At 47.1% G+C, this 21302-nt stretch carries 15 protein-coding genes and 1 CRISPR repeat array; of the genes, 5 read left to right on the forward strand and 10 right to left on the reverse strand.

Features of this window, described 5'->3' with window-relative positions:
- Positions 1 to 31: 31 nt before the first annotated feature.
- On the reverse strand, positions 32 to 2410 hold the full coding sequence (locus DCC81_RS07905) for an ABC transporter permease (protein WP_108686514.1): 2379 nt from the start codon (positions 2408 to 2410) through the stop codon (positions 32 to 34).
- Positions 2411 to 2669: 259 nt separating this feature from the next.
- On the opposite strand from DCC81_RS07905, the gene DCC81_RS07910 reads away from it, so the two are divergent.
- On the forward strand, positions 2670 to 5033 hold the full coding sequence (locus DCC81_RS07910; protein WP_108686515.1) for an ABC transporter permease: 2364 nt from the start codon (positions 2670 to 2672) through the stop codon (positions 5031 to 5033).
- Positions 5034 to 5121: 88 nt separating this feature from the next.
- On the opposite strand, the gene DCC81_RS07915 is transcribed toward DCC81_RS07910, so the two are convergent.
- On the reverse strand, positions 5122 to 5460 hold the full coding sequence (locus DCC81_RS07915) for a winged helix-turn-helix transcriptional regulator (RefSeq protein WP_108686006.1): 339 nt from the start codon (positions 5458 to 5460) through the stop codon (positions 5122 to 5124).
- Positions 5461 to 5548: 88 nt separating this feature from the next.
- Here DCC81_RS07915 and DCC81_RS07920 point away from each other — a divergent pair, with 88 nt between their 5' ends.
- From DCC81_RS07920 to DCC81_RS07935, 4 genes are all read left to right on the forward strand, one after another.
- Positions 5549 to 6616 carry an oxidoreductase gene (locus DCC81_RS07920; protein WP_108686007.1) on the forward strand — a complete coding sequence of 356 codons (1068 nt, stop codon included), beginning with the start codon at positions 5549 to 5551 and terminating at the stop codon, positions 6614 to 6616.
- Positions 6617 to 6705: 89 nt separating this feature from the next.
- Entirely contained in the window at positions 6706 to 7278 is a 573-nt protein-coding gene (locus tag DCC81_RS07925; protein ID WP_108686008.1) for a Crp/Fnr family transcriptional regulator, read from the forward strand.
- Between the two features lie 64 nt (positions 7279 to 7342).
- The gene (locus tag DCC81_RS07930) at positions 7343 to 7753 is read left to right on the forward strand and encodes a DUF4267 domain-containing protein (protein ID WP_108686009.1); all 411 of its coding nucleotides are present in this window, start codon (positions 7343 to 7345) and stop codon (positions 7751 to 7753) included.
- Positions 7754 to 7825: 72 nt separating this feature from the next.
- Positions 7826 to 8005: a hypothetical protein gene (locus DCC81_RS07935; protein ID WP_108686010.1), complete on the forward strand. Its 180-nt coding sequence runs from the start codon at positions 7826 to 7828 to the stop codon at positions 8003 to 8005.
- A 6-nt stretch (positions 8006 to 8011) separates the two neighbouring features.
- Here DCC81_RS07935 and DCC81_RS07940 read toward each other — a convergent pair whose 3' ends face one another.
- The 8 genes from DCC81_RS07940 to DCC81_RS07975 form a co-directional block, all read right to left on the reverse strand.
- Positions 8012 to 8839: a sterol desaturase family protein gene (locus tag DCC81_RS07940; RefSeq protein ID WP_108686011.1), complete on the reverse strand. Its 828-nt coding sequence runs from the start codon at positions 8837 to 8839 to the stop codon at positions 8012 to 8014.
- Positions 8840 to 8908: 69 nt separating this feature from the next.
- On the reverse strand, positions 8909 to 9499 hold the full coding sequence (locus tag DCC81_RS07945; protein WP_165806481.1) for a Crp/Fnr family transcriptional regulator: 591 nt from the start codon (positions 9497 to 9499) through the stop codon (positions 8909 to 8911).
- Between the two features lie 10 nt (positions 9500 to 9509).
- Complete coding sequence (locus DCC81_RS07950) at positions 9510 to 10403, reverse strand: glutamate--tRNA ligase family protein (RefSeq protein WP_108686013.1); 894 nt, start codon at positions 10401 to 10403, stop codon at positions 9510 to 9512.
- A 134-nt stretch (positions 10404 to 10537) separates the two neighbouring features.
- Positions 10538 to 14499: a CRISPR direct-repeat array (repeat unit 47 nt; unit sequence GTTGTGATTTGCTTTCAATTTATTCCTTAGCTTAGCTAATAGACAAC).
- Between the two features lie 87 nt (positions 14500 to 14586).
- Positions 14587 to 14922 (reverse strand): CRISPR-associated endonuclease Cas2, encoded by a 336-nt coding sequence (cas2, locus tag DCC81_RS07955; protein WP_240612928.1) that lies wholly within the window; start codon positions 14920 to 14922, stop codon positions 14587 to 14589.
- A gap of 15 nt (positions 14923 to 14937) precedes the next feature.
- On the reverse strand, positions 14938 to 15831 hold the full coding sequence (cas1, locus tag DCC81_RS07960; RefSeq protein WP_108686015.1) for a type II CRISPR-associated endonuclease Cas1: 894 nt from the start codon (positions 15829 to 15831) through the stop codon (positions 14938 to 14940).
- A 3-nt stretch (positions 15832 to 15834) separates the two neighbouring features.
- Positions 15835 to 20001, reverse strand: a complete 4167-nt coding sequence (gene cas9, locus DCC81_RS07965) for a type II CRISPR RNA-guided endonuclease Cas9 (RefSeq protein ID WP_108686016.1) — start codon at positions 19999 to 20001, stop codon at positions 15835 to 15837.
- Between the two features lie 492 nt (positions 20002 to 20493).
- A complete protein-coding gene (locus DCC81_RS07970) occupies positions 20494 to 20880 on the reverse strand; it encodes an HPF/RaiA family ribosome-associated protein (RefSeq protein ID WP_108686017.1) in 387 nt (128 codons plus the stop codon).
- A gap of 62 nt (positions 20881 to 20942) precedes the next feature.
- Positions 20943 to 21257 carry a phosphoribosylpyrophosphate synthetase gene (locus DCC81_RS07975; protein ID WP_108686018.1) on the reverse strand — a complete coding sequence of 105 codons (315 nt, stop codon included), beginning with the start codon at positions 21255 to 21257 and terminating at the stop codon, positions 20943 to 20945.
- Positions 21258 to 21302 lie beyond the last annotated feature (45 nt).

Below are 21302 nucleotides of genomic sequence, written 5' to 3' on the forward strand. Positions count from 1 at the left end.
GCAGTATTATCAATATTCAATATTCATTCATTCATTCATTCCGGAGGCTTTTCACCGGGTCTGCTACTGCGGCTTTGATAGCCTGGTAACTCACCGTGAGCAGCGCAATAGTTACTGACAAGAGCCCCGCCAGCGCAAATACCCACCAGGCAATGCCCACCCGGTAGGTATAGCCCTCCAGCCACTTATGCATACCCCACCAGGCCACCGGCGCTGCCAGCAGCAGCGAAATAAGCACCAGCTTTACAAAATCTTTGGATAACAGCGTTGCAATATTGGCTACAGATGCACCCAGCACCTTCCGCACACCAATTTCCTTGATCCTGTTTTCTGCCATGTAAGTGGCCAGCCCAAATAAGCCCAGACAGGAAATAAAAATGGTAAGCCCGGCAAACAGGGCCGCCAGCTTACCCTGGGTTTTTTCATCATCAAACTTCTTTGCATATTCGGCGTCCACAAATTTAGGATCAAACGTATAGCCAGGATTGTATTTGTTGAAAATGGCCGCCATCCTGCCCAGGTTTTCCATGGTGCCGTGATTGCCATTTAGCTTTATATGGATCACGTTAAAGGCCATAAAACTGCTTTTGGCACCGCAGATCAGGATCGGCCTCGTAGGCTCGTAAGGGTTAGTGAGGATAAAGTCTTTGATCACCCCTACAATGTGCCATCTAGTGCCAAGGTCTTCCACGGTTTTACCAATGGGATCTTTGAACTTCATCACCTTGAGCGATGATTCATTGATGATAAGGCCCGTGGAATCTGTGGGATAGTGTTGCAGGTCAAGATCGCGGCCCTGGATAAAATGCAGGCCAGCCGTGGCGCCCAGCCCTTCGTCTGCCATGTAACGGTCGAACGAAGTTTTGTCGTTAGGGTCTTTGCCTTCCCAGTTTTGTCCCCATCCATCGCTGCGCCGCTCCGTGAGGGGAGCGTTGGTCCTGGTAACGGAAACGGCGATACCGGACGACAGCAATTCCTGCTTTATCAGCGCGTAGTTCCGGGGAATATCACCCGTCATGGCCTGGTAAATAAGGCGGTCTTTGTTGTACCCGGTGTTACGGCTGATGGCATAATCTATCTGCTGCTTTACCACAATCGTACAGATGATCAGGATGATGGCAAAGGTGAATTGCAGCACCACCAATGCCTTCCTGGGTGCCAGCAGTGCGTTTGCCTTGTAGAACGTGCCCTTTAACACTTTTACCGGCTGGAACGAAGAGAGATAGAAGGCGGGGTAGCTGCCTGCCAGCAGGCCGGTGAACAGGATGAAACCCACAAAGGCAAGCAGCGCATAGCCATCTGTAAAATCGAGGAAGAGGTGCTTAAATGTAAGTTGATTATACGCCGGCAGGCTTACCTGTACAATGATAATGGCCAGGATGCCCGCCAGGAAGGCCAGCAGGATGGACTCGCCGATAAACTGGCCGACCAGTGAATTTTTATGCGCGCCTACCACTTTGCGAATGCCTACTTCTTTGGCCCGCTTTTCACTCCTTGCAGTGCTTAGGTTCATGAAGTTGATGCAGGCAACGAGCAATATTAACCCGGCGATGATGCCAAATAATTTTACAAACGTGATACGGCCGCTGTTGTCTTCCACGCCGTTTGTGAAAGTGGAGTATAACCGCCAGCGCTCCAGCGGGTAAAGGAAAAGTTCCCAGTTCAGTGTCCTTGCTTCGTCACTGTAGCGCTGCTTTAATGTTCTTATTTTGCGCGTCGCGGCGTCAAAGCTGGCATTGGGCTTCAGCATCACGTAAGTAGGGGTGCTGTTATCATTCCAGCCAAGGTCTGCCCCCTCGCGATATTTAAAAGAGGAACGGGGCAGCAGGTATTCAAAGTTGAATCTTGAGTTGGCCGGTGGGCCCTTGAGGATGCCGGTCACCGTCATGCTGTGCTTATTATCCACCCACACCATTTTGCCCATCGCATCTGTATCCCCAAACAATGCCCTGGCGGTGGATTGCGTGAGCACAATGGCATGCACGTCGTTCAGGGCCGTAGCAGGATTGCCTTCCAGCATGGGAAAGGTGAACATTTGCAGGAAACCCGTGTCCACCACATTCCCGGTCTTTATTAGTTTTTTATCGCCAACGCTTAGCTGAAGACTATTGTCATACATCACTCTTACCACGCGGTCTACCTCGGGCAGGTCTTTTTCCAGCACGGGGCCCAGTGGTGCGGATGCCGCGTTCCAGGCGGTGAGTTTACCATTGAACGGCACACGGTTCCAGACTTCGTAGATCCTGTTCTTGTTTGCATGGAACTGGTCGTAGCTGATCTCACTTTGTATCCAGAGCAGGATCAGTATCGTGGCAGCCATGCCGATGGCCAGGCCGGTAATGTTGATCAGTGAAAAACCCTTGTTACGGAGCAGGTTCCGGGATGCAATCTTGAAGAAGCTTCTGAGCATAAACATTAAATGAGTCCACAACCCTGCGCCAAGAAGGTGCCAGGTACGCAGCGGTATGATTTTCAAAGCAGTAATGGTAGTATTCCCGCACATCTGTCCATTTTCGGCACTGGGATCGTCCGGTTTTGGACATTTATAAAAGTCTTCCGCCTCCATACGCTTGCAAATCAAATCTTTATCTTGCTGGCGCTTTTTTTGGCAACGCATGTTACCCTCCTTCCGCCAGGAGCATCTTTCATCGATAAACGTATTCCTGCTTATGTTCAAAAATTATTTCAAGACCGCCTGGAGAAGCCTGCTCAAAAACAAGTTCTATTCGCTGCTCAACATAGCAGGGCTGGCCGCAGGGCTTACCGTAGGTACCATCATCCTGCTCTGGGTGCAGGATGAACTCGGGTATGATGGTTTTCATAAAAACGCAAAGCAGATCTACCGCCTGGAAAACCAGGCTGGCACCGGCAGCAGCCAGCAGATCTGGACGGTGACCAATGCCGGCATTGGCCCTAACGCCATGGAGCAGTTGCCAGAAATCATGGCCATGGCCCGTATTACCTTCAATTATTTCTTTACCAATTACTCCTATGGCGATAAGGTGTTTGTGGAAGACAATCCAATGTTCACAGACCCTGGCCTTTTTACCATTTTTGACTTCCCGCTGATCAAGGGTGATCCCCGGAGCCCCTTTCCCAATGCGGCATCCGTGGTGCTCACGGAAAGCACCGCCAGGCGCTATTTTGGCAACCAGGAGCCTATTGGAAAGGTGATCATGGGCGACCACCATGCCAGCTTCACGGTAACCGGTATTATCCGCGACCTGCCACACAACAGTAGCCTGACCGGTGATATGTTTTTTCCAATGACGGCTTTCCAGCAGGATTTTGCACGCAGGCATTCCGGCCAGTCTATGAACAATGACTATCATGAATATAATTTTGCTACCTATCTTTTGTTGCGTCCCGGTGTGGATGTAAAAGCACTGGCAGTGAAACTGCGCCAGGTGCATCTTTCGCACAAGGCGGATGATACGGATATTGAATACCTGCTCCTGGCTTTGTCAAAGCTGCATTTGTTCAAGGCGGATGGCAGCGATAACGGTATTGGCGCGGTGCGTATCTTCACGCTCATTGCCTTGCTCATCCTTGCCATTGCCTGCATTAATTATGTAAATCTTTCCACCGCGCGTTCCATGCTGCGCGTGCGGGAAGTAAGCATGCGCAAGGTGCTGGGCGCCCTGCGCGTTCAGCTGTTCATGCAGTTTGTGATGGAAACGGCCATCCTTTTTGCTGTGGCCATGGCTATCAGTGCGGTAGCTATTCACCTCTGCCTGCCGCTGTTCAACCAGCTTTCCGACAAGACGCTGCATATCGACTTTTCGGACCATCACATCTGGCTGGTGACGGGTGCAGTGGCTATTGGCACGCTGCTGGTGGCCAGTATCTATCCTGCCTTGCTGCTGTCGTCCTTTGAGCCTGTGAAGGCGCTGAAAGGAAAGCTGGGAGCGGGGATGAACAATGCGATGTTCCGCAAGGTACTGGTGGTGACCCAGTTTGTAGTATCTATTGTATTGATCACCGGCACCATCATCATTTCGCAACAGTTGCGTTACATTCATACCAAGAACCTGGGCTATGACAGGAGTTTCGTGTTTGCCTTTACGCTGCGCAATAATGAAGCGCATTACGCCTCCATCCGCAATCAACTGGCCAATACGCCGGGTGTGACCGGGGTAACAAGGGCTGGCGAAAACCTGGTGAATGTGGGCCAGTTTTCCGGTAACAATGACTGGGATGGAAAAGATCCCCACCAATCACTGATGGTTCGCCCCATCAGCATTGACCATGATTTTGTGCCCTTCTTTAAAATGGACTTGTTGCAAGGGCATAACTTTTTCGGCACCCCGGCAGATTCTGCTTATTACATCCTGAATGAAACCGCGGTGAAGCTCACCGGCATCAAAGACCCGGTGGGTAAGCGTTTCCAACTGCGTGACAAGGAAGGTGTCATCATTGGCGTAGTTAAGGACTTTCACCTTACCACCCTGAGACAAAAAATAGAACCGGCAGTACTATACTCCAAACCGGTGTTGAATAACTACATCTATGTGCGCACCACCGCCCGTGATGCACCCAAAGCAATTGCTGCTGCACAGAAGATCTGGAAACAATACAGCGCCGGCATCCCGTTCAGCTATACCTTCCTCGATGCGGCTTTTGAAAACCTGTACCGCGAAGAATCGCGCACGGGCAACTTATTCAGTACGTTTGCAGGCATTGCTATTTTCATTTCCTGTCTTGGCCTGCTGGGGCTTACCGCTTATACCGCGCAGGTGCGCCGCCAGGAGATAGGCGTACGGAAGGTATTAGGCGCCAGTGTGGGTGGCATTATAACGCTGCTGGCTGGCCAGTTTGTACGCCTGGTGCTTATTGCGTTGGTGATCGCCATCCCGTTGTCATGGTATGCCATGCAGCAATGGCTCAACAGTTTTGCCTACAGCGTTCCTATCCGGTGGACGGTGTTCCTGACGGCTGGTGCTGCTGCTATTGGGATTGCCATTGGTACCGTCAGTTACCAGTCTATCAAAGCTGCATTGGTAAACCCGGTAAAAAGCCTTAAATCGGAATAGAAGATTATCTAAGAAAAGATTCAGCTGAAAAGTAAGGGGCCGCATCATGTTTGATGCAGCCCCTTTCCTTTAGGATACCAGCTATGTTCTATGCCACCTGCTCCACGGCCTGCGGGAAGAATTTTTTATCCCACTTTACCAGTTCTACCAGGATGGGGACCAGCGCCCGGCCCACTTCTGTGAGTGAGTACTCTACACGGGAAGGTGACACTGCATTGCGCACCAATACTTCATCTGCTTCCAGCTCCCGCAGGCAGTTGGTGAGCACTTTGGAGGAAATATTTCCCACGATGGCATGCAGCTGCCCAAAGCGCATCGTGCGCTCCCGCAGGGCGTATACAATGATGAGTTTCCAGCGCGAGCCTGCTATGGTGGTGGCGTGCCTTACACCGCAGTCGCTATACTTGAAGGGTATCGTTCGTTTCATTTTGTAGTTACCTTATGGTTACTGGTTTCGTGCTAATGCTATGTAAATTTAAAGGATTGGTTGTTGCTTTGTGTAATAAAATTATCAAATGAATCACACAGCATTTTTTGAACCGTTTCAACACAAGCGCCTGCACCTGAGGAACAGGTTTGTAATGGCGCCGATGACGAGATTGTCTTCACCGGATGGTGTGCCTGGTCAGCAGGTGGCTGATTATTACGGAAGACGTGCGGCCGCAGATGTAGGACTGATCATAACGGAAGGCACCGTGATAGACCGGCCCGCATCCAAGAATGAAAAAGATATTCCCAACTTTTATGGTGATGCGGCACTGGCCGGCTGGAAAAATGTGGTAGAACAGGTGCATGCCAACAAAGGCAGCATTGCACCGCAGATCTGGCACACGGGGGATGCCGCTGGTATGACTGGCTGGACGCCGCCCGCGCCCAGGGAACATCCCGGCAACATGTCAGTGGCAGACATTGAAGCTACCATTGCCGCTTTTGCAAAAGCAGCAAAATCCGCTAAGGAACTGGGTTTTGATGCCGCCGAGTTGCATGGTGCACACGGTTATCTTATCGATGCATTTATGTGGGACCAAAGCAATCCCCGCACGGATGCATACGGTGGTAAAACCATCCGCGAACGCAATCGTTTTGCAGTGGACGTGATCAAAGCCGTAAGAGCTGAAGTCGGGGAAGACTTTACCTTGATCCTCCGCATCTCGCAATGGAAGTCTGCCGACTACAACGCGAAGATTGCCAAGACACCGGCGGAAATGGAAGAATGGATCCTGCCGCTGGCAGATGCCGGCGTGGATATTTTCCATGCATCACAACGCCGCTTTTGGGAGCCCGAGTTTGAAGGGTCTGATCTCAACTTTGCCGGATGGGTGAAGAAAGTGAGTGGTCATCCTACCATCACCGTGGGTTCCATTGGCCTGGCCAATGACGTGATGAAAAGCTTTGGCGGGGAAACAGCGGACACTTCCACCGACTTCCACGAGCTGGAGCGCCGCTTTGCCCGGGGAGACTTTGACCTGGTGGCCGTAGGCCGCTCCATCCTCCAGGATCCGCACTGGGTACAGAAATTCAGGGATGGAAAATATGATGAGATGAAGCCGTTTGAAGCGGCCAGCATGGCGAAGTATTATTAAAGATATATAGTGCTTTGTACATGTAAAGGGCGTCTCAGAACTTCTGAGACGCCCTTTTCTCATTGTAAGGAAATGATTATTTTAGAAGCATGGAAGCATTGATCCAGGCCATCCGCCACTTTATAAAACTCTCACCGGAAGAGGTGCTGCGTGTGCAGGAATTGTTTGTACAAAGGCAGTTGAAAGCAGGAGATTATTTTTTGCGGGAAGGCAATGTGTGCCGCGATGTGGCCTTTATTGAAAAAGGCCTGCTGCGTTATTATATGATCACGAACGGGGAGGAGCAGGTGTTGCACTTCGGAAGGGAAAATGATTTTGCCTGCAGCTACCCCAGCTATCTTCCGCAAACGCCCGCCCGTACTAACATCCAGGCCGTGGAAGACACCATCCTGTACACTGCCAGCCGGGAAAACATGGACCTGCTTTACCGCGACCTGAAAGAAGGAGAACGTTTTGGCCGCATGGCCATAGAAGGAGTGTTCGTATGGGTAATGGAACAAATGAACTCCATGTACACGGATACGCCGGAACAACGTTACCTGGGCTTTCTCTCCACTTATCCAGACCTGGCCCAGCGCCTGCCACAATACCATATCGCATCTTATGTAGGGGTGAAACCGCAATCCCTGTCGCGCATCCGCAAGCGTATGGCAGAACGGTAATTAACCTGGGTGAACGGAATTGCCTGCGCGCCGGCTGATCTTCGTGGTATAAAAACACAAGATCATGCAACACACGTATTCCTGGGGCCCACGCTCCGCTTCATTCTGGATGGCCGCACTCATCGCATTGGGCATTTCGTTCATTGGTCTCCGTTTTCTTTTTATGCCACAGGTAGCCGCACCCGCTTTCGGCATTGACCTGCCCGCGGGCTCACCGCTGCTGTATGGCCTCATCAAAGGCATCCGCGACCTGTTCAGTGGCCTGGTGCTCACTTATTTGCTATGGACCCGCAACCTGCGCGTAACGCTGGTGGTGTTTAGCCTGGCCTGCCTCATTCCCATGACAGACGGACTTACGATCTGGCTGGCAAACGGGCCTAAGGACGTGCAACACCTCTGTATTCACTGGGGCACGGCGGCCTACGGATTGGTTACCAGCGCCTTAATGCTGCGCTCCTGGCACCGGCAAGCTTAACAGAAAAATTATGTGAGAAAACAGTTCCGGGTATGCTAATTGCTGCATTAAGATGGATCCAAACTCAAAAGTATGCAAACCATGAACCTTGGCCCGGTAATTATTGTAGGTGTGCTGGTGCTGGCGTTGCTGGTGTTCCTCATCCTCCGCAACAAGAAAGACCGCAGGGAAGTAATGCCACCGGACGAATCCACGGAAGATGCCGTGGAGATAAAGCGGCAAGAAGACGAGATACGCCGGGACCGGCTGTAGCGTGCATTATTCAATACTGTTAACAGGCTGCCTGGCTGCACGCCTTGCAGGGCGTGCGGGAAATGCGTTAGCCGCGTCGCGCTGCGCCATTACCCGGTCGTATTCCTTAACATAATCCGGGTGCTCTGTACCACATACGCGGTCCCATACCCGGAAATACAATCCATAATTGCCCCTGAACTTACGGTGGTGCAGGTTGTGATGCACACTGGTATTGGTGATTTCAAAGATCCAGGTGTTCCGCAGCCAGCGCGGCGCAATTTCATACCCCAGGTGCCCATACACATTAATAATAAATCCACCCACGGTAAACATGGCAATGCTGATCGCGTGCATGGGCATTATCATGACGATCACGAGCAGTACGCCCGCTTCCGCAATGGCCTCCAGGATGTGGAAAGAATAAGAAGCCCAGGGCGATGGATTTACGGACTGGTGGTGCACCAGGTGGGTGAGCTTAAACAGTTTGGGATGATGCAGGCCGCGGTGCATCCAGTAGAAATAAGTATCGTGGATGACCATGCTGAGGCCAAAGCTTACAAAAAGGTACCACACCGGGTAGTCGTTCACGTTAGTATAGACCTGGGTGTACTGGCGGAAGGGGGTATATAAAATAAGCGAGGCAATGATGGCAAATACCAGCGTGGTTTGGACGGAGTGCCATATTTCGCGGAGAAAGTCTTTTTTAGCGGCTGCCCGTTCCTGGATTTTCAGGTGGGCCAGCTTGCCCGGGAAGAAAATGTAAAATGCCAGGAAGGGGATACCGGCCAGCACCAGGTATCGCAAGGTGGTAATGCTGAAGAGGTAAGCCAGGGTGGCCGTGAATTGTTTCATACGGAGGAGTATTTTAACTACACGTCAAAATTAAAACCGGGCCCGCGGGCGAAAATTAACAAAGGATAATTACCGGCGCTGGCGGATGCGCTGCCGGATGCGGCTTAGCGATACCGGCGTGATACCCAGGAAAGAGGCGAGGTGTTTGTCGTGCACCCGGTTCACAATATCGATCTTGTCCCGCACCAGGGCCAGGTACCGTTCTTCCGGCGAAAGGAGCACAAAAGACTCCACGCGCGCCATTGCATCTGCCAGCGTTTTCATGACAAAGAAATTACGCATGGGCTCAAACTGCTGGTGCTGGCGCAGGAGGGCTCCCAGCTTGTCGTAATCAATTTCCAGCAGGGTAGTGTCTTCCAGGGCGCGGTAATGGAAGCGGGAGGGCCGATGGTAGACAATGGTATCCAGGGCGGCCACAAATTGGCCTTCCCAGCGGAGGAGGAGAGTTGCTTCTTCCCCGTTTTCGCGGGTATGGTAGCCGCGCACCAGGCCTTTTTCCACATAGGCCACCTTGCGGGCGGTATCACCTTCCCGGATGTAGAATTCACCAGCGGTGAGCAGGCGCGTATTGGCGGTTTCAGAAAAGGGGGCCGCATCGGCTTCCGAGAGGCCGGTCAGCATTTGCAGGAGCTGGAACAAAGCTTCGCTGGTAGCGGGCATTTTTTTTGACCTAAAGATAAAAATTGTTGGGAAGTACCAGGGCTGCAAGTTCCTGCCAGGTAGAGGGATGCCCGTCCAATGGCAGCGCGGCGGCAATGTCTGCATATACCTGGGCGGGACTGTGCCCGTGCGTGCGCAGGTAGTGAATGGATGTAGCGCCGGCGGATTTGGAGAGTTTTTGTTCCGTGGTTTCCATCAGCAATGGGTGGTGATAAAAAACAGCATTTGTAAAGGTGGCGTATTGCAGTTGTATGGCCAGGAAATGCTGTGCCAGTGTGGCGTCCCAGAGGTCCTTTCCCCGCACGATGAGGTCTACGGCAAAGTGTACGTCATCTACTACAGAGGAGAGTTGGTAGGCGGGATAGCCATCTTTTTTGCGCACGATGAAGTCCTGCATGCCGGGAGGTAGTTGTGCGTGCACGGTGCCTTGTGCCAGGGTGTTTACCTGCAGGGGCGTATCGTCTGTGATGATGCGCCACGCGGCGTCCTTGGTATCCAGCGGCAATTGTTTATGGCGGCAGGTGCCGGGGTAAATGCCAGCCGCGTTGTGCTGCAGGATCTGTGCACGGGAGCAGGTGCAGGCGTAAACCTTGCCCTGACGGGCCAGTTGCTGTAGCGCGTTTTCGTATAAGGATAAGCGATGGTGCTGGGAGTATTGTTGTTCGTATTGGGTGATGTTTTTGGGGCCTTCTGTCCAGGGGATGTTTAGGAAGGAGAGCGTGTCGAAGATGTCCTGGATGTAGGCAGGTTGTATGCGATCGCGGTCCATGTCGTCAATGCGCAGGAGGGTTTGTGCGCGGTGTTGCTGCGCAAGGGCGGCGGTGAGCGCAAAGGAGAGCGCGTTACCGATATGGAGATAGCCGCTGGGCGTGGGGGCCAGGCGGGTGCGGTGGATGGGCGGCATGAGGAGGGAAAGGTACGGAGAAAAAATGTGGTGGGGGAGTGGGTTTGTTTGTGATTTGGGTTTGTTTGTGATTTGCTTATTCCTTAGCTTAGCTAATAGACAGCATGCTTAACATGATTGCCGTTACATCTGCGGTTGTGATTTGCTTTCAATTTATTCTTTAGCTTAGCTAATGGCCAACTTTTCAAATCATGTCACACAACGTCAATTAGTTGTGATTTGCTTTCAATTTATTCCTTAGCTTAGCTAATAGACAACAAAGTTTCTCACAACTATACCATCAGCTTGGTTGTGATTTGCTTTCAATTTATTCCTTAGCTTAGCTAATAGACAACACCATGTCCGTGCGCTCGTTGAACACCTGCGTTGTGATTTGCTTTCAATTTATTCCTTAGCTTAGCTAATAGACAACCAAAGTCCGAGAATTCACATTCAAAATCTTGTTGTGATTTGCTTTCAATTTATTCCTTAGCTTAGCTAATAGACAACAGGTTGATACGGGTGAACTCAAATCCATAGGTTGTGATTTGCTTTCAATTTATTCCTTAGCTTAGCTAATAGACAACTTGATTGCCAGGCGCTCACTGGAATCCTTAGTTGTGATTTGCTTTCAATTTATTCCTTAGCTTAGCTAATAGACAACACGAACCGTACCAGGGATCTGTGTAGATTAGTTGTGATTTGCTTTCAATTTATTCCTTAGCTTAGCTAATAGACAACGATGTAATCCGGCCCCACGCCATCAAACCGGTTGTGATTTGCTTTCAATTTATTCCTTAGCTTAGCTAATAGACAACCCGTAGCTACAATCTCGTGATGGCCTACGTGTTGTGATTTGCTTTCAATTTATTCCTTAGCTTAGCTAATAGACAACGTTGCTGCGTCATTCAACAGCTCCCTCTCGGTTGTGATTTGCTTTCAATTTATTCCTTAGCTTAGCTAATAGACAACTTCTTTGCCCAAGCAAGAAAATGCTTTCTGGTTGTGATTTGCTTTCAATTTATTCCTTAGCTTAGCTAATAGACAACCGCAAAGCGCAACAACGTATCACAACCTAGTTGTGATTTGCTTTCAATTTATTCCTTAGCTTAGCTAATAGACAACATTCGGCAGTTTTGTTAACTGCCTTATTTTGTTGTGATTTGCTTTCAATTTATTCCTTAGCTTAGCTAATAGACAACTTTTTATGCATAGGAATGCGCGGCTCTTTCGTTGTGATTTGCTTTCAATTTATTCCTTAGCTTAGCTAATAGACAACTCAAACAACAAAGCCCACACGCACGCAGGTGTTGTGATTTGCTTTCAATTTATTCCTTAGCTTAGCTAATAGACAACCGAGATCAGTATAGTGGCAGGGTGAATACCGTTGTGATTTGCTTTCAATTTATTGCTAATAGACAACTTTAGGAGTTTCCGGCGGAAGAAACCCGGAAGTTGTGATTTGCTTTCAATTTATTCCTTAGCTTAGCTAATAGACAACCCCTCGATAACAATACACATCCTGTTGACTGTTGTGATTTGCTTTCAATTTATTCCTTAGCTTAGCTAATAGACAACATCGTTTGACGTAGCACTGGTTGTTAATGAGTTGTGATTTGCTTTCAATTTATTCCTTAGCTTAGCTAATAGACAACTTTACCAAATTTGGCGCAATCAATTGTGCAGTTGTGATTTGCTTTCAATTTATTCCTTAGCTTAGCTAATAGACAACTGTAAAAGAAAGTTCAATTTGCGAAGTACGTTGTGATTTGCTTTCAATTTATTCCTTAGCTTAGCTAATAGACAACATGCGGTGCGCGCGGTACCTCACATTGTACGGCTGTGATTTGCTTTCAATTTATTCCTTAGCTTAGCTAATAGACAACTCCCCTAATTGCTGCAAGAACTTGATGGTGTTGTGATTTACTTTCAATTTATTCCTTAGCTTAGCTAATAGACAACTGGTAGTTGGTGATCTCTGTTTCCTCCGGCGTTGTGATTTGCTTTCAATTTATTCCTTAGCTTAGCTAATAGACAACTGTGCGCATCGAAGCAAACAACGCAAGGGGGTTGTGATTTGCTTTCAATTTATTCCTTAGCTTAGCTAATAGACAACACCAGCGGCCGCACCATATCAAAGCCTGCGTTGTGATTTGCTTTCAATTTATTCCTTAGCTTAGCTAATAGACAACACAGCGAAAGGTGCTACAATAGTCATTGATGTTGTGATTTGCTTTCAATTTATTCCTTAGCTTAGCTAATAGACAACAGAGCCTTTATATGCCAGTTGTCCAGCATTGTTGTGATTTGCTTTCAATTTATTCCTTAGCTTAGCTAATAGACAACTTGAGGCGGGCAAAAGGACGATTCGGATAGAGTTGTGATTTGCTTTCAATTTATTCCTTAGCTTAGCTAATAGACAACAAATGCCTGGATGGTGGCGCACGGCTGGGGTTGTGATTTGCTTTCAATTTATTCCTTAGCTTAGCTAATAGACAACATTGTCATTTTGGGGCCGCAGAAATGGGGGGTTGTGATTTGCTTTCAATTTATTCCTTAGCTTAGCTAATAGACAACCAATCTGAGCATCCTTAGCATCACGATCCTGTTGTGATTTGCTTTCAATTTATTCCTTGGCTTAGCTAATAGACAACCGTCCGTACTGCGGACAGCAGGAGCTTCGTGTTGTGATTTGCTTTCAATTTATTCCTTAGCTTAGCTAATAGACAACTGTTTCCATGTTTTATATTTTAGAGGTGATGTTGTGATTTGCTTTCAATTTATTCCTTAGCTTAGCTAATAGACAACGGGAATGAGAAGCAGCCGTGTTTTACAGGAGTTGTGATTTGCTTTCAATTTATTCCTTAGCTTAGCTAATAGACAACCTTTTGCCACAAGAGACCTCCATGACCGGTGTTGTGATTTGCTTTCAATTTATTCCTTAGCTTAGCTAATAGACAACCGGTACCTTTGTTGTAGTGATAGAAGAGTAGTTGTGATTTGCTTTCAATTTATTCCTTAGCTTAGCTAATAGACAACATTAGTAGCCGCGAACAATCCGAAGTCCGGGTTGTGATTTGCTTTCAATTTATTCCTTAGCTTAGCTAATAGACAACGCATTATGGTTTGACATCATCAAGTCCCCAGTTGTGATTTGCTTTCAATTTATTCCTTAGCTTAGCTAATAGACAACGGGGGCGACACTATTACGCTGGGAGATAGCGTTGTGATTTGCTTTCAATTTATTCCTTAGCTTAGCTAATAGACAACGCAAGCTGGTGACCTTCACATGCTACGAATGTTGTGATTTGCTTTCAATTTATTCCTTAGCTTAGCTAATAGACAACGTAATGACCATGGCTGTAGTCAGCAGGGCGTTGTGATTTGCTTTCAATTTATTCCTTAGCTTAGCTAATAGACAACATGGATGAAAGCATACATGGAACAGGCACTGTTGTGATTTGCTTTCAATTTATTCCTTAGCTTAGCTAATAGACAACTCGCGGCGATCTTTTCCCACATTTCCCTGCGTTGTGATTTGCTTTCAATTTATTCCTTAGCTTAGCTAATAGACAACTGGAGTATTGGTGGTTGTATGATACCGAAGGTTGTGATTTGCTTTCAATTTATTCCTTAGCTTAGCTAATAGACAACATTCCATATTGAACAGCCTACACTGTCACGGTTGTGATTTGCTTTCAATTTATTCCTTAGCTTAGCTAATAGACAACCTTACAGGCGTGGTGTCAGCGCCTGTAGGTGTTGTGATTTGCTTTCAATTTATTCCTTAGCTTAGCTAATAGACAACCTGGGTAGACGAAAATATACCCGTTGAATTGTTGTGATTTGCTTTCAATTTATTCCTTAGCTTAGCTAATAGACAACCGATATTTTTGCTGTTCACAAAAAGTATCAGTTGTGATTTGCTTTCAATTTATTCCTTAGCTTAGCTAATAGACAACCAAAGATGCGTTTACCAGGATCGCACTCAAGTTGTGATTTGCTTTCAATTTATTCCTTAGCTTAGCTAATAGACAACAGACTTGCCACCGGCAAATTGAGCGAGAGCAGTTGTGATTTGCTTTCAATTTATTCCTTAGCTTAGCTAATAGACAACATAATCGTTATAAATAATTATTTATTAGCAAGTTATGTTGTTTTTGTAAACAAAAAAATGGGCCGCAAGCCCATTTTTCCTTTTCTATCAGAACAATTCCAGTTGTTGTACGGTACTTGGTGGCATTACCGTAAACTTCCCCTGGAATATTTCCATCATCCCAAATTGCTTGTCTGTCACGCACATTATGCCAATATGCCCTTCCGCTGGTAATATTGACTTTACCCGTTTTACATGCACGTCAGCATTTTCCTTGCTGTTGCAATGGCGGATATACATGCTGAACTGAAACATAACAAACCCGTCAGATAGGATCTTTTTCCTGAATTTTCCATATTCTCTCCGTTGTCCTTTGGTGTCAGTAGGAAGGTCAAAGAAAACAAGTACCCACATAACACGATAAGCATTTAAACGTGAGTGCATTATGTTGAATAATTTTTAACAAAGCGTTGGATATAGGATCTTGCGTGCTTTGCCTTCAAAACATTTAGCCAAGCTGGCGGTAGTTCGCTGAACGGCGTTCATCAAGGGACTTTTTTGATCATCAATAAGAACATCCATAGCGGGGATGGATAATAATTGTTTTTTCATAGCTGGGGTCATTTCAAGATAACGGCCGTTCATGGTTACAATCGAACAAACGATCATATCCACGTATGGCCGGTACGGTTCCATAATATCGTCTGCCAGGCAGTAGGCGTTATATTGATTGCGATGGAAAATGCCCAGTGTTGGAAGCAGTCCCGAACCTACAATACTGCGGGCAACAACCGCCCGCAATACGGCATAGCCATAGTTCAGGAGGTTGTTTGGTGGTACGCCGTCCCGGTCCCGCGTAAATTCCAGGAAATCCGGGAATAAGTGTTTCCAGTAATAGACCGCCGCCTGGCCCTCATGATTTTCACTGTCTCCGCTTTTTACTTCCCTGGCAAGGCGCAACAGCAACTTGTTGTCAGAACGCTCTTTTGCCAGCAGTGCGGCTTGGTTGCTGATCTTCGAAATAACTGTTTGTTGCCAAAGCTGCTTTTTTAATGGAATAGAGGCTTCCACCTGCGCCTGAAATTTTTGGCTTTGCAATGTATGGCCGTCCAGGTTAAGAAAAAGTCCAACCGGGTGATGCGTCTCATTGCAGGTAATCAACGCCACATTGTTTGCTAACAACTTTGACATCAACGCCTGAGTGATGGTTATTTGCGCATTGTCAAGAATTAAAAGGCCAAGGTCTTCAATGGGCGCTGATTTCAGATCTTCGCCTTTTATTTCTATAACCATTTGTTCATTGGTTGTTTTCAGATAAGCCGGGCTTCCAAAATAGAGTGTTCGCTTTATCATATATTAAATTTTTCCTATATTAATAATCTGCCCGATATGGTTAATGCGCACTTTCACAATGGCCTCCAAAGCAGATAGGCTAAGAATCCGTTTATATGCAATGTTTTTCAACTCAGGCCGGTCTTTGACTTCTGTTTCGTAGATATGCCGAAAAGTGTAGTCCCTGGCAAAGCTATTCCCCTTTTGAGTTTTAGACAACTTCTGCACCCGGTAAAGGTTAGGCGCAATTATTTTATTGTTCGCTGGATTTAATAAATCAATTTCCCTTGGGTCAAATCCGTCGCCAGGAAAAACAAAACATTCGTTCTGCTTCATGGAAAACAGAAATTCCCATCCCTCTTCCCTGTTGAAAGTTTTGTCAATGGCCGGTAATCCCTGGTGCGCGCGTGCTACCACCTCATAGAAAGACACAACATTGTCCTGCAGATTGCCATCTTTGTCGCGGTACACGGCAAGGTGATGATTATTGCCGGTGCTGATAAAGTCTACCGGAATAGGATTGCCTTGCGCATTCAAGATAAACTTCCCTCTGTGGTCCCTTTTAAAGTGTAGGGCTTCGGCATTTGTAATGCCGCTGATCGTGACCCGTTTAATACAGATCCCTTTTTGTTGGTTAAGCCAGATCGGATTTTTTTCCAGGTTGGAAAACGCTTCCTTTGGATTTCTGTTATAGGCCTCAAACCTTTCCATCAATACCTTCCTGGCCACCGGGTCTATTATTTTGGCAATGACTTTCTCATCTTTTAAATTCTCAGGCGTTACATCTTTTCTGATGGTATAATCTGTTTCCCATTCAACTATTTTTACAGATAGCGGAACCGGCGTTCCATCCGCAGCAAAAAGCGGATTTTTTTCAAGGCTGTTCTTCCCGGTGAAGGCTTTTTTACTGTCATTCCCATTTTCTGATAGCCGCTGTAGCAATGCATCCCGGTAAGGTTTGCTTGCCACCCTGGTAATATAATCAGCAGTGAATTTGCCGCCTACCTTTTCCTCACGGGATACGGGTACCTTTATTTGCCCGTATATAGTTTCTTTGTGCAATTGGCCCCTCGGTGTCAATTCAATCTTTTCCATAGCGCCGGCTGCCGTTTTAAACCTGTTCTTATTTTTTGTGACGACCTTATTTTTGGCTTTGTGGGAGATCAGCAGGTGCTCAAGATGATAGGTAGCCTCCTGCCGGAAATTGATCATGGGTACAATGAATTTCTGGGTTTGGCTGCTGTAGACCTCTTTCCCATCATTTGAATTTCGCGCATTTACTGTGTTAAAAAATTTGATGTGCTTGGGTTTCGTAAATGCAACAGTAAGGGCGTCCATGGCGTGGTGACGGTGGTCATTTCGTTTACTCCACTCGGTGATGCGTTCTTTTGTACTGCCATCCTTCTTTTCAATTAATTCAGTAAGGCCCAGGGCGCGGTATTTATCTATATTGATTTCCTGCATAATATTTACCAGCCCCCAGTCCTCCCTCAGCTGCTTTGTAATGCTCCCCGTGGTGGCGGTAACTGTTCTGCATATTTTCTCCAACATTTGCTTTGCCTGCCTGGCGATGTATTGACTGTCGCGAAGATCACGGTCAATAAATCCTTTCCCCAAATCATCAGGCAGTTGGAGCAGTTTTTTGTATTTACTTCTGCTGATTCCTTCTGTTTTGTTTTTCTGGTGGCATTGATACAACATTTCCACGCGCTGTTTATATGCATCCACTTCTTCCGTGCCAAAGGCTTCCTGTATGTAGTCAATGGCGCACCTGTTGGCTTTATCAATATTTTCCTTCCGCAGGCAGATGGTTTTATTGGAGAAGCTGTCATCAAAAAGCAATGCTTTGGGGACGATATGTTCAATGTCAAATTTATTACTGAAAAGCTCATGTTCAGGTATAAAAGTATTTGAATAGAGTGTTTTGTATCCATTCATTTTTAACTCCTCGTACAGCTTATATTTTATTACATCACTGCGTGTTGGATTTGGAAATCCGAACTTTTCTGTAATCAGCCTGGATATCCTTGCATTTTCATTGGTGGCGGCAGCCATATCTGCTGTCATCAACTGGCGTTCCGCTGCATTTTTCTTTAGTTCCCGTGCCAATTCTATCCTGATCTCATCAGGTTTGCCCAGCTCGGGATTGTCTATAATGGCATTAACCACGTTGATCAGTTGGTTCAGGATCTTTTCGACAACGGGGTTCCGAAGGCTATTTTTAGGTAATGACCTTAAATGCGATTTCAGTGCTCGTTGTTCATTCTCCTCTTTAGTTAAGGACGCAGAATGATTATACCCGGCTTTTGCACACGCTTCGCTGTAGTTTAACACTTTAATGTATGGAAATATTTTCCGGATAGCCTTGGCGCTCAAATTAGCATAGTCACTAAGCAACGGAACATCTGCCAGTATGGACGCCTGTGACGGCGAAAAGCCGAATTTGGTTTTCAACAGCGCCTGTAAGGTGTCGTTGCCGGAAGCGGAATTGTCAGATTCATAGGAATAAAGCAGGTGCCAGAGTTGGTATGACAACTGCTGTTCAAATGCTTTGCCTGGCAATTCTGCATTAAACTCCAATATAGCTGTGTTAATCCCAAGGGAAGTAAATGCCTCGGCAATGCCTTTTTTTATAACTGTTACTGAAGTGGTGGCGTCTTCAACGGAGAGCTCGTCCTTTTCGGGATCGAGCCCTAGTAGTTTGTAAGGCTCATGCCTTGCCTGCTCCAATATCTTTAGGTAAGCGTTATAAAGTGCTTTTTGAGTGGTGTTACCCTCTATATTTGTAAAGTTGGCCTCGTAGGTTTTTGCTGGCAGTCCCAGTAGTTTCAGGACTTTTTCTTTAGGCAGTTTTCCTTTTATATTTAACTCATCAAATAACATCTGTCTGGCAGCGTCATTTAATTCTACCTTTATCTTGCTAGATTTGTCCCATATGTCAAGGTGGCCAAGATTTTGCCAGATCTTAAATTCCTGAACCAGGGGGGAGGAGCGGGGGGCTACCTTATAGCCTACATTTTTTTCATGGCCGCCGGGTGACTCAATAGTCCGGTTTTCAAACTGGCAGACACTAATTAATCCTTTTTGTGAGCGTAGCTTACGCTGGTAAAATATTATAACGTCCCTGATATCTCTCTTCAATTGGGGCGTAAGTTCTTTGTGGTATTGCGCCTGGGTTTCCCATATTTTTTCGAACTCATCCATGTAGTCCTGGCGGTAGAAGACCTGGTTCACAAGACTGGTATGGGGATGCTGTTGTAGTTGGGCGTATTGGTATTGGCCAACGGTTTGCTTTGAAAAAATGAGGGCTTTGCTGCGATCACTTATTTCTCCCAGGTAGCCGCTGGAGTTGGCGATATTACCATTGATCTCCGCGATGACCAGTGCCATTTCTTCCCGGCTCAATGGCGTATTGATCGCCGCCGCTCTCCAGGCGTACGTTTTATTTTTTTTCTCTGAGCGACTGCCTTTAACGTCCGCGGTATTAAAGCCATATTGCGTCCAGAAAATAGCGTTGGTTGCCCGCAGCCCTTTCCCGTCAATCGCTTTTTTAAAATCGGGCGTTAAGATTTCGGGATGAATGGTCCGTTGGAAGTTCCAAACCTTGTCAAATTCCGTTCGTAAATCAGACCGGTAGAAATCAGGGAGATGGCGCTTGCCACTTTGGAGTAGCTGGTAGGCAAGTTGCCCGGGTGTCAGGCCTTGTTCATAGAGTTGCCTGGCAATAGCCATACCGTCAATAGCTTGCCCTTCTTCTGTCGATTTTACTTTCCTGCTGCTGCGGTATCCTCTTTTCTTATTCAGCATCAACAACACCCGCGCGAGGTCCTGCAATGAAATGGGAGCTTCTGCGGCTTTGGCACGTAATGCATGGGTACTATGTGTAGTGCCTTTTCCCTCTTCCCAAAGTGGTGTATCTGCACTGATGAAGTGATGTTGCTTTAGTATACTGATCAGGTTGGCCCTGCGTTGCTTATAGCGTTGCAGATTCCTTCTCATGCTACGCTTTAAGGTTCTGCCGGCGGTTTCTGTAATGGGCTTCCCTTTTTCAAAATTATCGGCTTCGTCCGTGGTTAGTGGATTAACACGGACACCTAATCTTACAATGCGGGATTGATCAGGCGTACCTTCTAAGACAAAGGCCCAGCCTATTGATGTAATGCCGACGTCCAGACCGAGAATTTTTTTCAACTTGTAATTGTTTGAGGGTGATGAATCGGAAATGTCGTAAGTCTTTTTAGGATATTGTTACGGGTTCCCGTATTTTGAAAGCATAAGGGTGGTGATCCGGTGAAGCGGTCCAAAATCTGTATTCACCATTGGATGATTTCTTTTTTTTTTAGATAATAACCCTATATTTGCCTTGAAAGCAAATCACAATAAGGATTATTCCGTTGTGAAAACATTAAGTTGCCCTCGACTTCGACGGGGGCTTTTTTATGCTTCAAACTTTCAAGTTGAAAAGCAAAGTCGGGTGCTAATACAGTTTCTCTCATAGCGTATTTGCAAGGATCAATTTCAAACAATCATTACTATAGATCTTGGGGTTGCAGTCATAGGAGGGGTGCGCCACAGCGATCTAGTCTTACAAATCAAGACAATTCTTCCCATTCCACCAAATACAAAAGCCCGGCCGCTCCCGCAGCCAGGCTTCTCAAAAAATATACAAAGTACAAGTCTTTCCTACTTCACCACATCTTCCAGCTCCACATCTCCATCCGCATCCTCCTCCGCCTGTATGATCGCATCCTGGATCTGATCCCGGTTGCCCTTTCTCCGGTCTACACTTTTCTCCTTCAGTTTCTGCAGGTCAGAAAACAATACGTCCACACACTCACTCACCGACGTTTCAAAATAAGCGCTGTGTTTTTTTACAAATGGATCCTTACCCGGCATCTCCAGTTTGATCTCGCAATAATTAAACGCAGGGTCACCTTCTGCCGCTTCTTTGTACAGGGTCACCGTCGCACTGATCACGCGGTCATTTTTCAGGGTCTGTAATTTTTCGCGGACAAACGCTTCCAGCGCGGCGCTGGCGGTGAAACCCAATGATTGAATAACTATTTCCATATGAAAACGCTTTTGCTACAAGGTGCCGCTAACACCGTGCCAGCATGGCCGCCAGCACGGTATTATTGATGAAACTGTAATTTTCGCAGCATCTGCTCACACATGGCATCTGCATATACCCCATAGGCACTTACCAGTATACCCTTTATGGCATACAGAGGCGACGCAATGGCATACACTACGTTCTCATCGCCGGGATCTGTTTCGCCTTCAAACCGGAACACATAATCGATCTGGAAGTCTGCTGGATAAAGTACCAGCTGCCCCTCCGCGTAACGGAGGCAAGTGTCTTCCAGGTTCAGGTCATAACTATAGCCCAGCTGGCGCAGGCCGGCCACTGCTTCAGACATCGTATCAAAAGTAGGTTGTGTTGTCATTGTAAAGAAAGCTGTTTGGTCAAAAACAAAGGTAAGTGCCCGCCA

It is taken from the genome of Chitinophaga parva, from assembly GCF_003071345.1.
Lineage (GTDB): Bacteria > Bacteroidota > Bacteroidia > Chitinophagales > Chitinophagaceae > Chitinophaga > Chitinophaga parva.

Coding starts and splice junctions, on each gene's coding strand:
- cas2 (WP_240612928.1), bottom strand. CDS start 14,922: ATGCACTCACGTTTAAATGCTTATCGTGTTATGTGGGTACTTGTTTTC.
- cas1 (WP_108686015.1), bottom strand. CDS start 15,831: ATGATAAAGCGAACACTCTATTTTGGAAGCCCGGCTTATCTGAAAACA.
- DCC81_RS07975 (WP_108686018.1), bottom strand. CDS start 21,257: ATGACAACACAACCTACTTTTGATACGATGTCTGAAGCAGTGGCCGGC.
- DCC81_RS07915 (WP_108686006.1), bottom strand. CDS start 5,460: ATGAAACGAACGATACCCTTCAAGTATAGCGACTGCGGTGTAAGGCAC.
- DCC81_RS07970 (WP_108686017.1), bottom strand. CDS start 20,880: ATGGAAATAGTTATTCAATCATTGGGTTTCACCGCCAGCGCCGCGCTG.
- DCC81_RS07935 (WP_108686010.1), top strand. CDS start 7,826: ATGCAAACCATGAACCTTGGCCCGGTAATTATTGTAGGTGTGCTGGTG.
- DCC81_RS07920 (WP_108686007.1), top strand. CDS start 5,549: ATGAATCACACAGCATTTTTTGAACCGTTTCAACACAAGCGCCTGCAC.
- DCC81_RS07940 (WP_108686011.1), bottom strand. CDS start 8,839: ATGAAACAATTCACGGCCACCCTGGCTTACCTCTTCAGCATTACCACC.
- DCC81_RS07950 (WP_108686013.1), bottom strand. CDS start 10,403: ATGCCGCCCATCCACCGCACCCGCCTGGCCCCCACGCCCAGCGGCTAT.
- DCC81_RS07945 (WP_165806481.1), bottom strand. CDS start 9,499: ATGCCCGCTACCAGCGAAGCTTTGTTCCAGCTCCTGCAAATGCTGACC.
- DCC81_RS07910 (WP_108686515.1), top strand. CDS start 2,670: ATGTTCAAAAATTATTTCAAGACCGCCTGGAGAAGCCTGCTCAAAAAC.
- DCC81_RS07930 (WP_108686009.1), top strand. CDS start 7,343: ATGCAACACACGTATTCCTGGGGCCCACGCTCCGCTTCATTCTGGATG.
- DCC81_RS07905 (WP_108686514.1), bottom strand. CDS start 2,410: ATGCTCAGAAGCTTCTTCAAGATTGCATCCCGGAACCTGCTCCGTAAC.
- DCC81_RS07925 (WP_108686008.1), top strand. CDS start 6,706: ATGGAAGCATTGATCCAGGCCATCCGCCACTTTATAAAACTCTCACCG.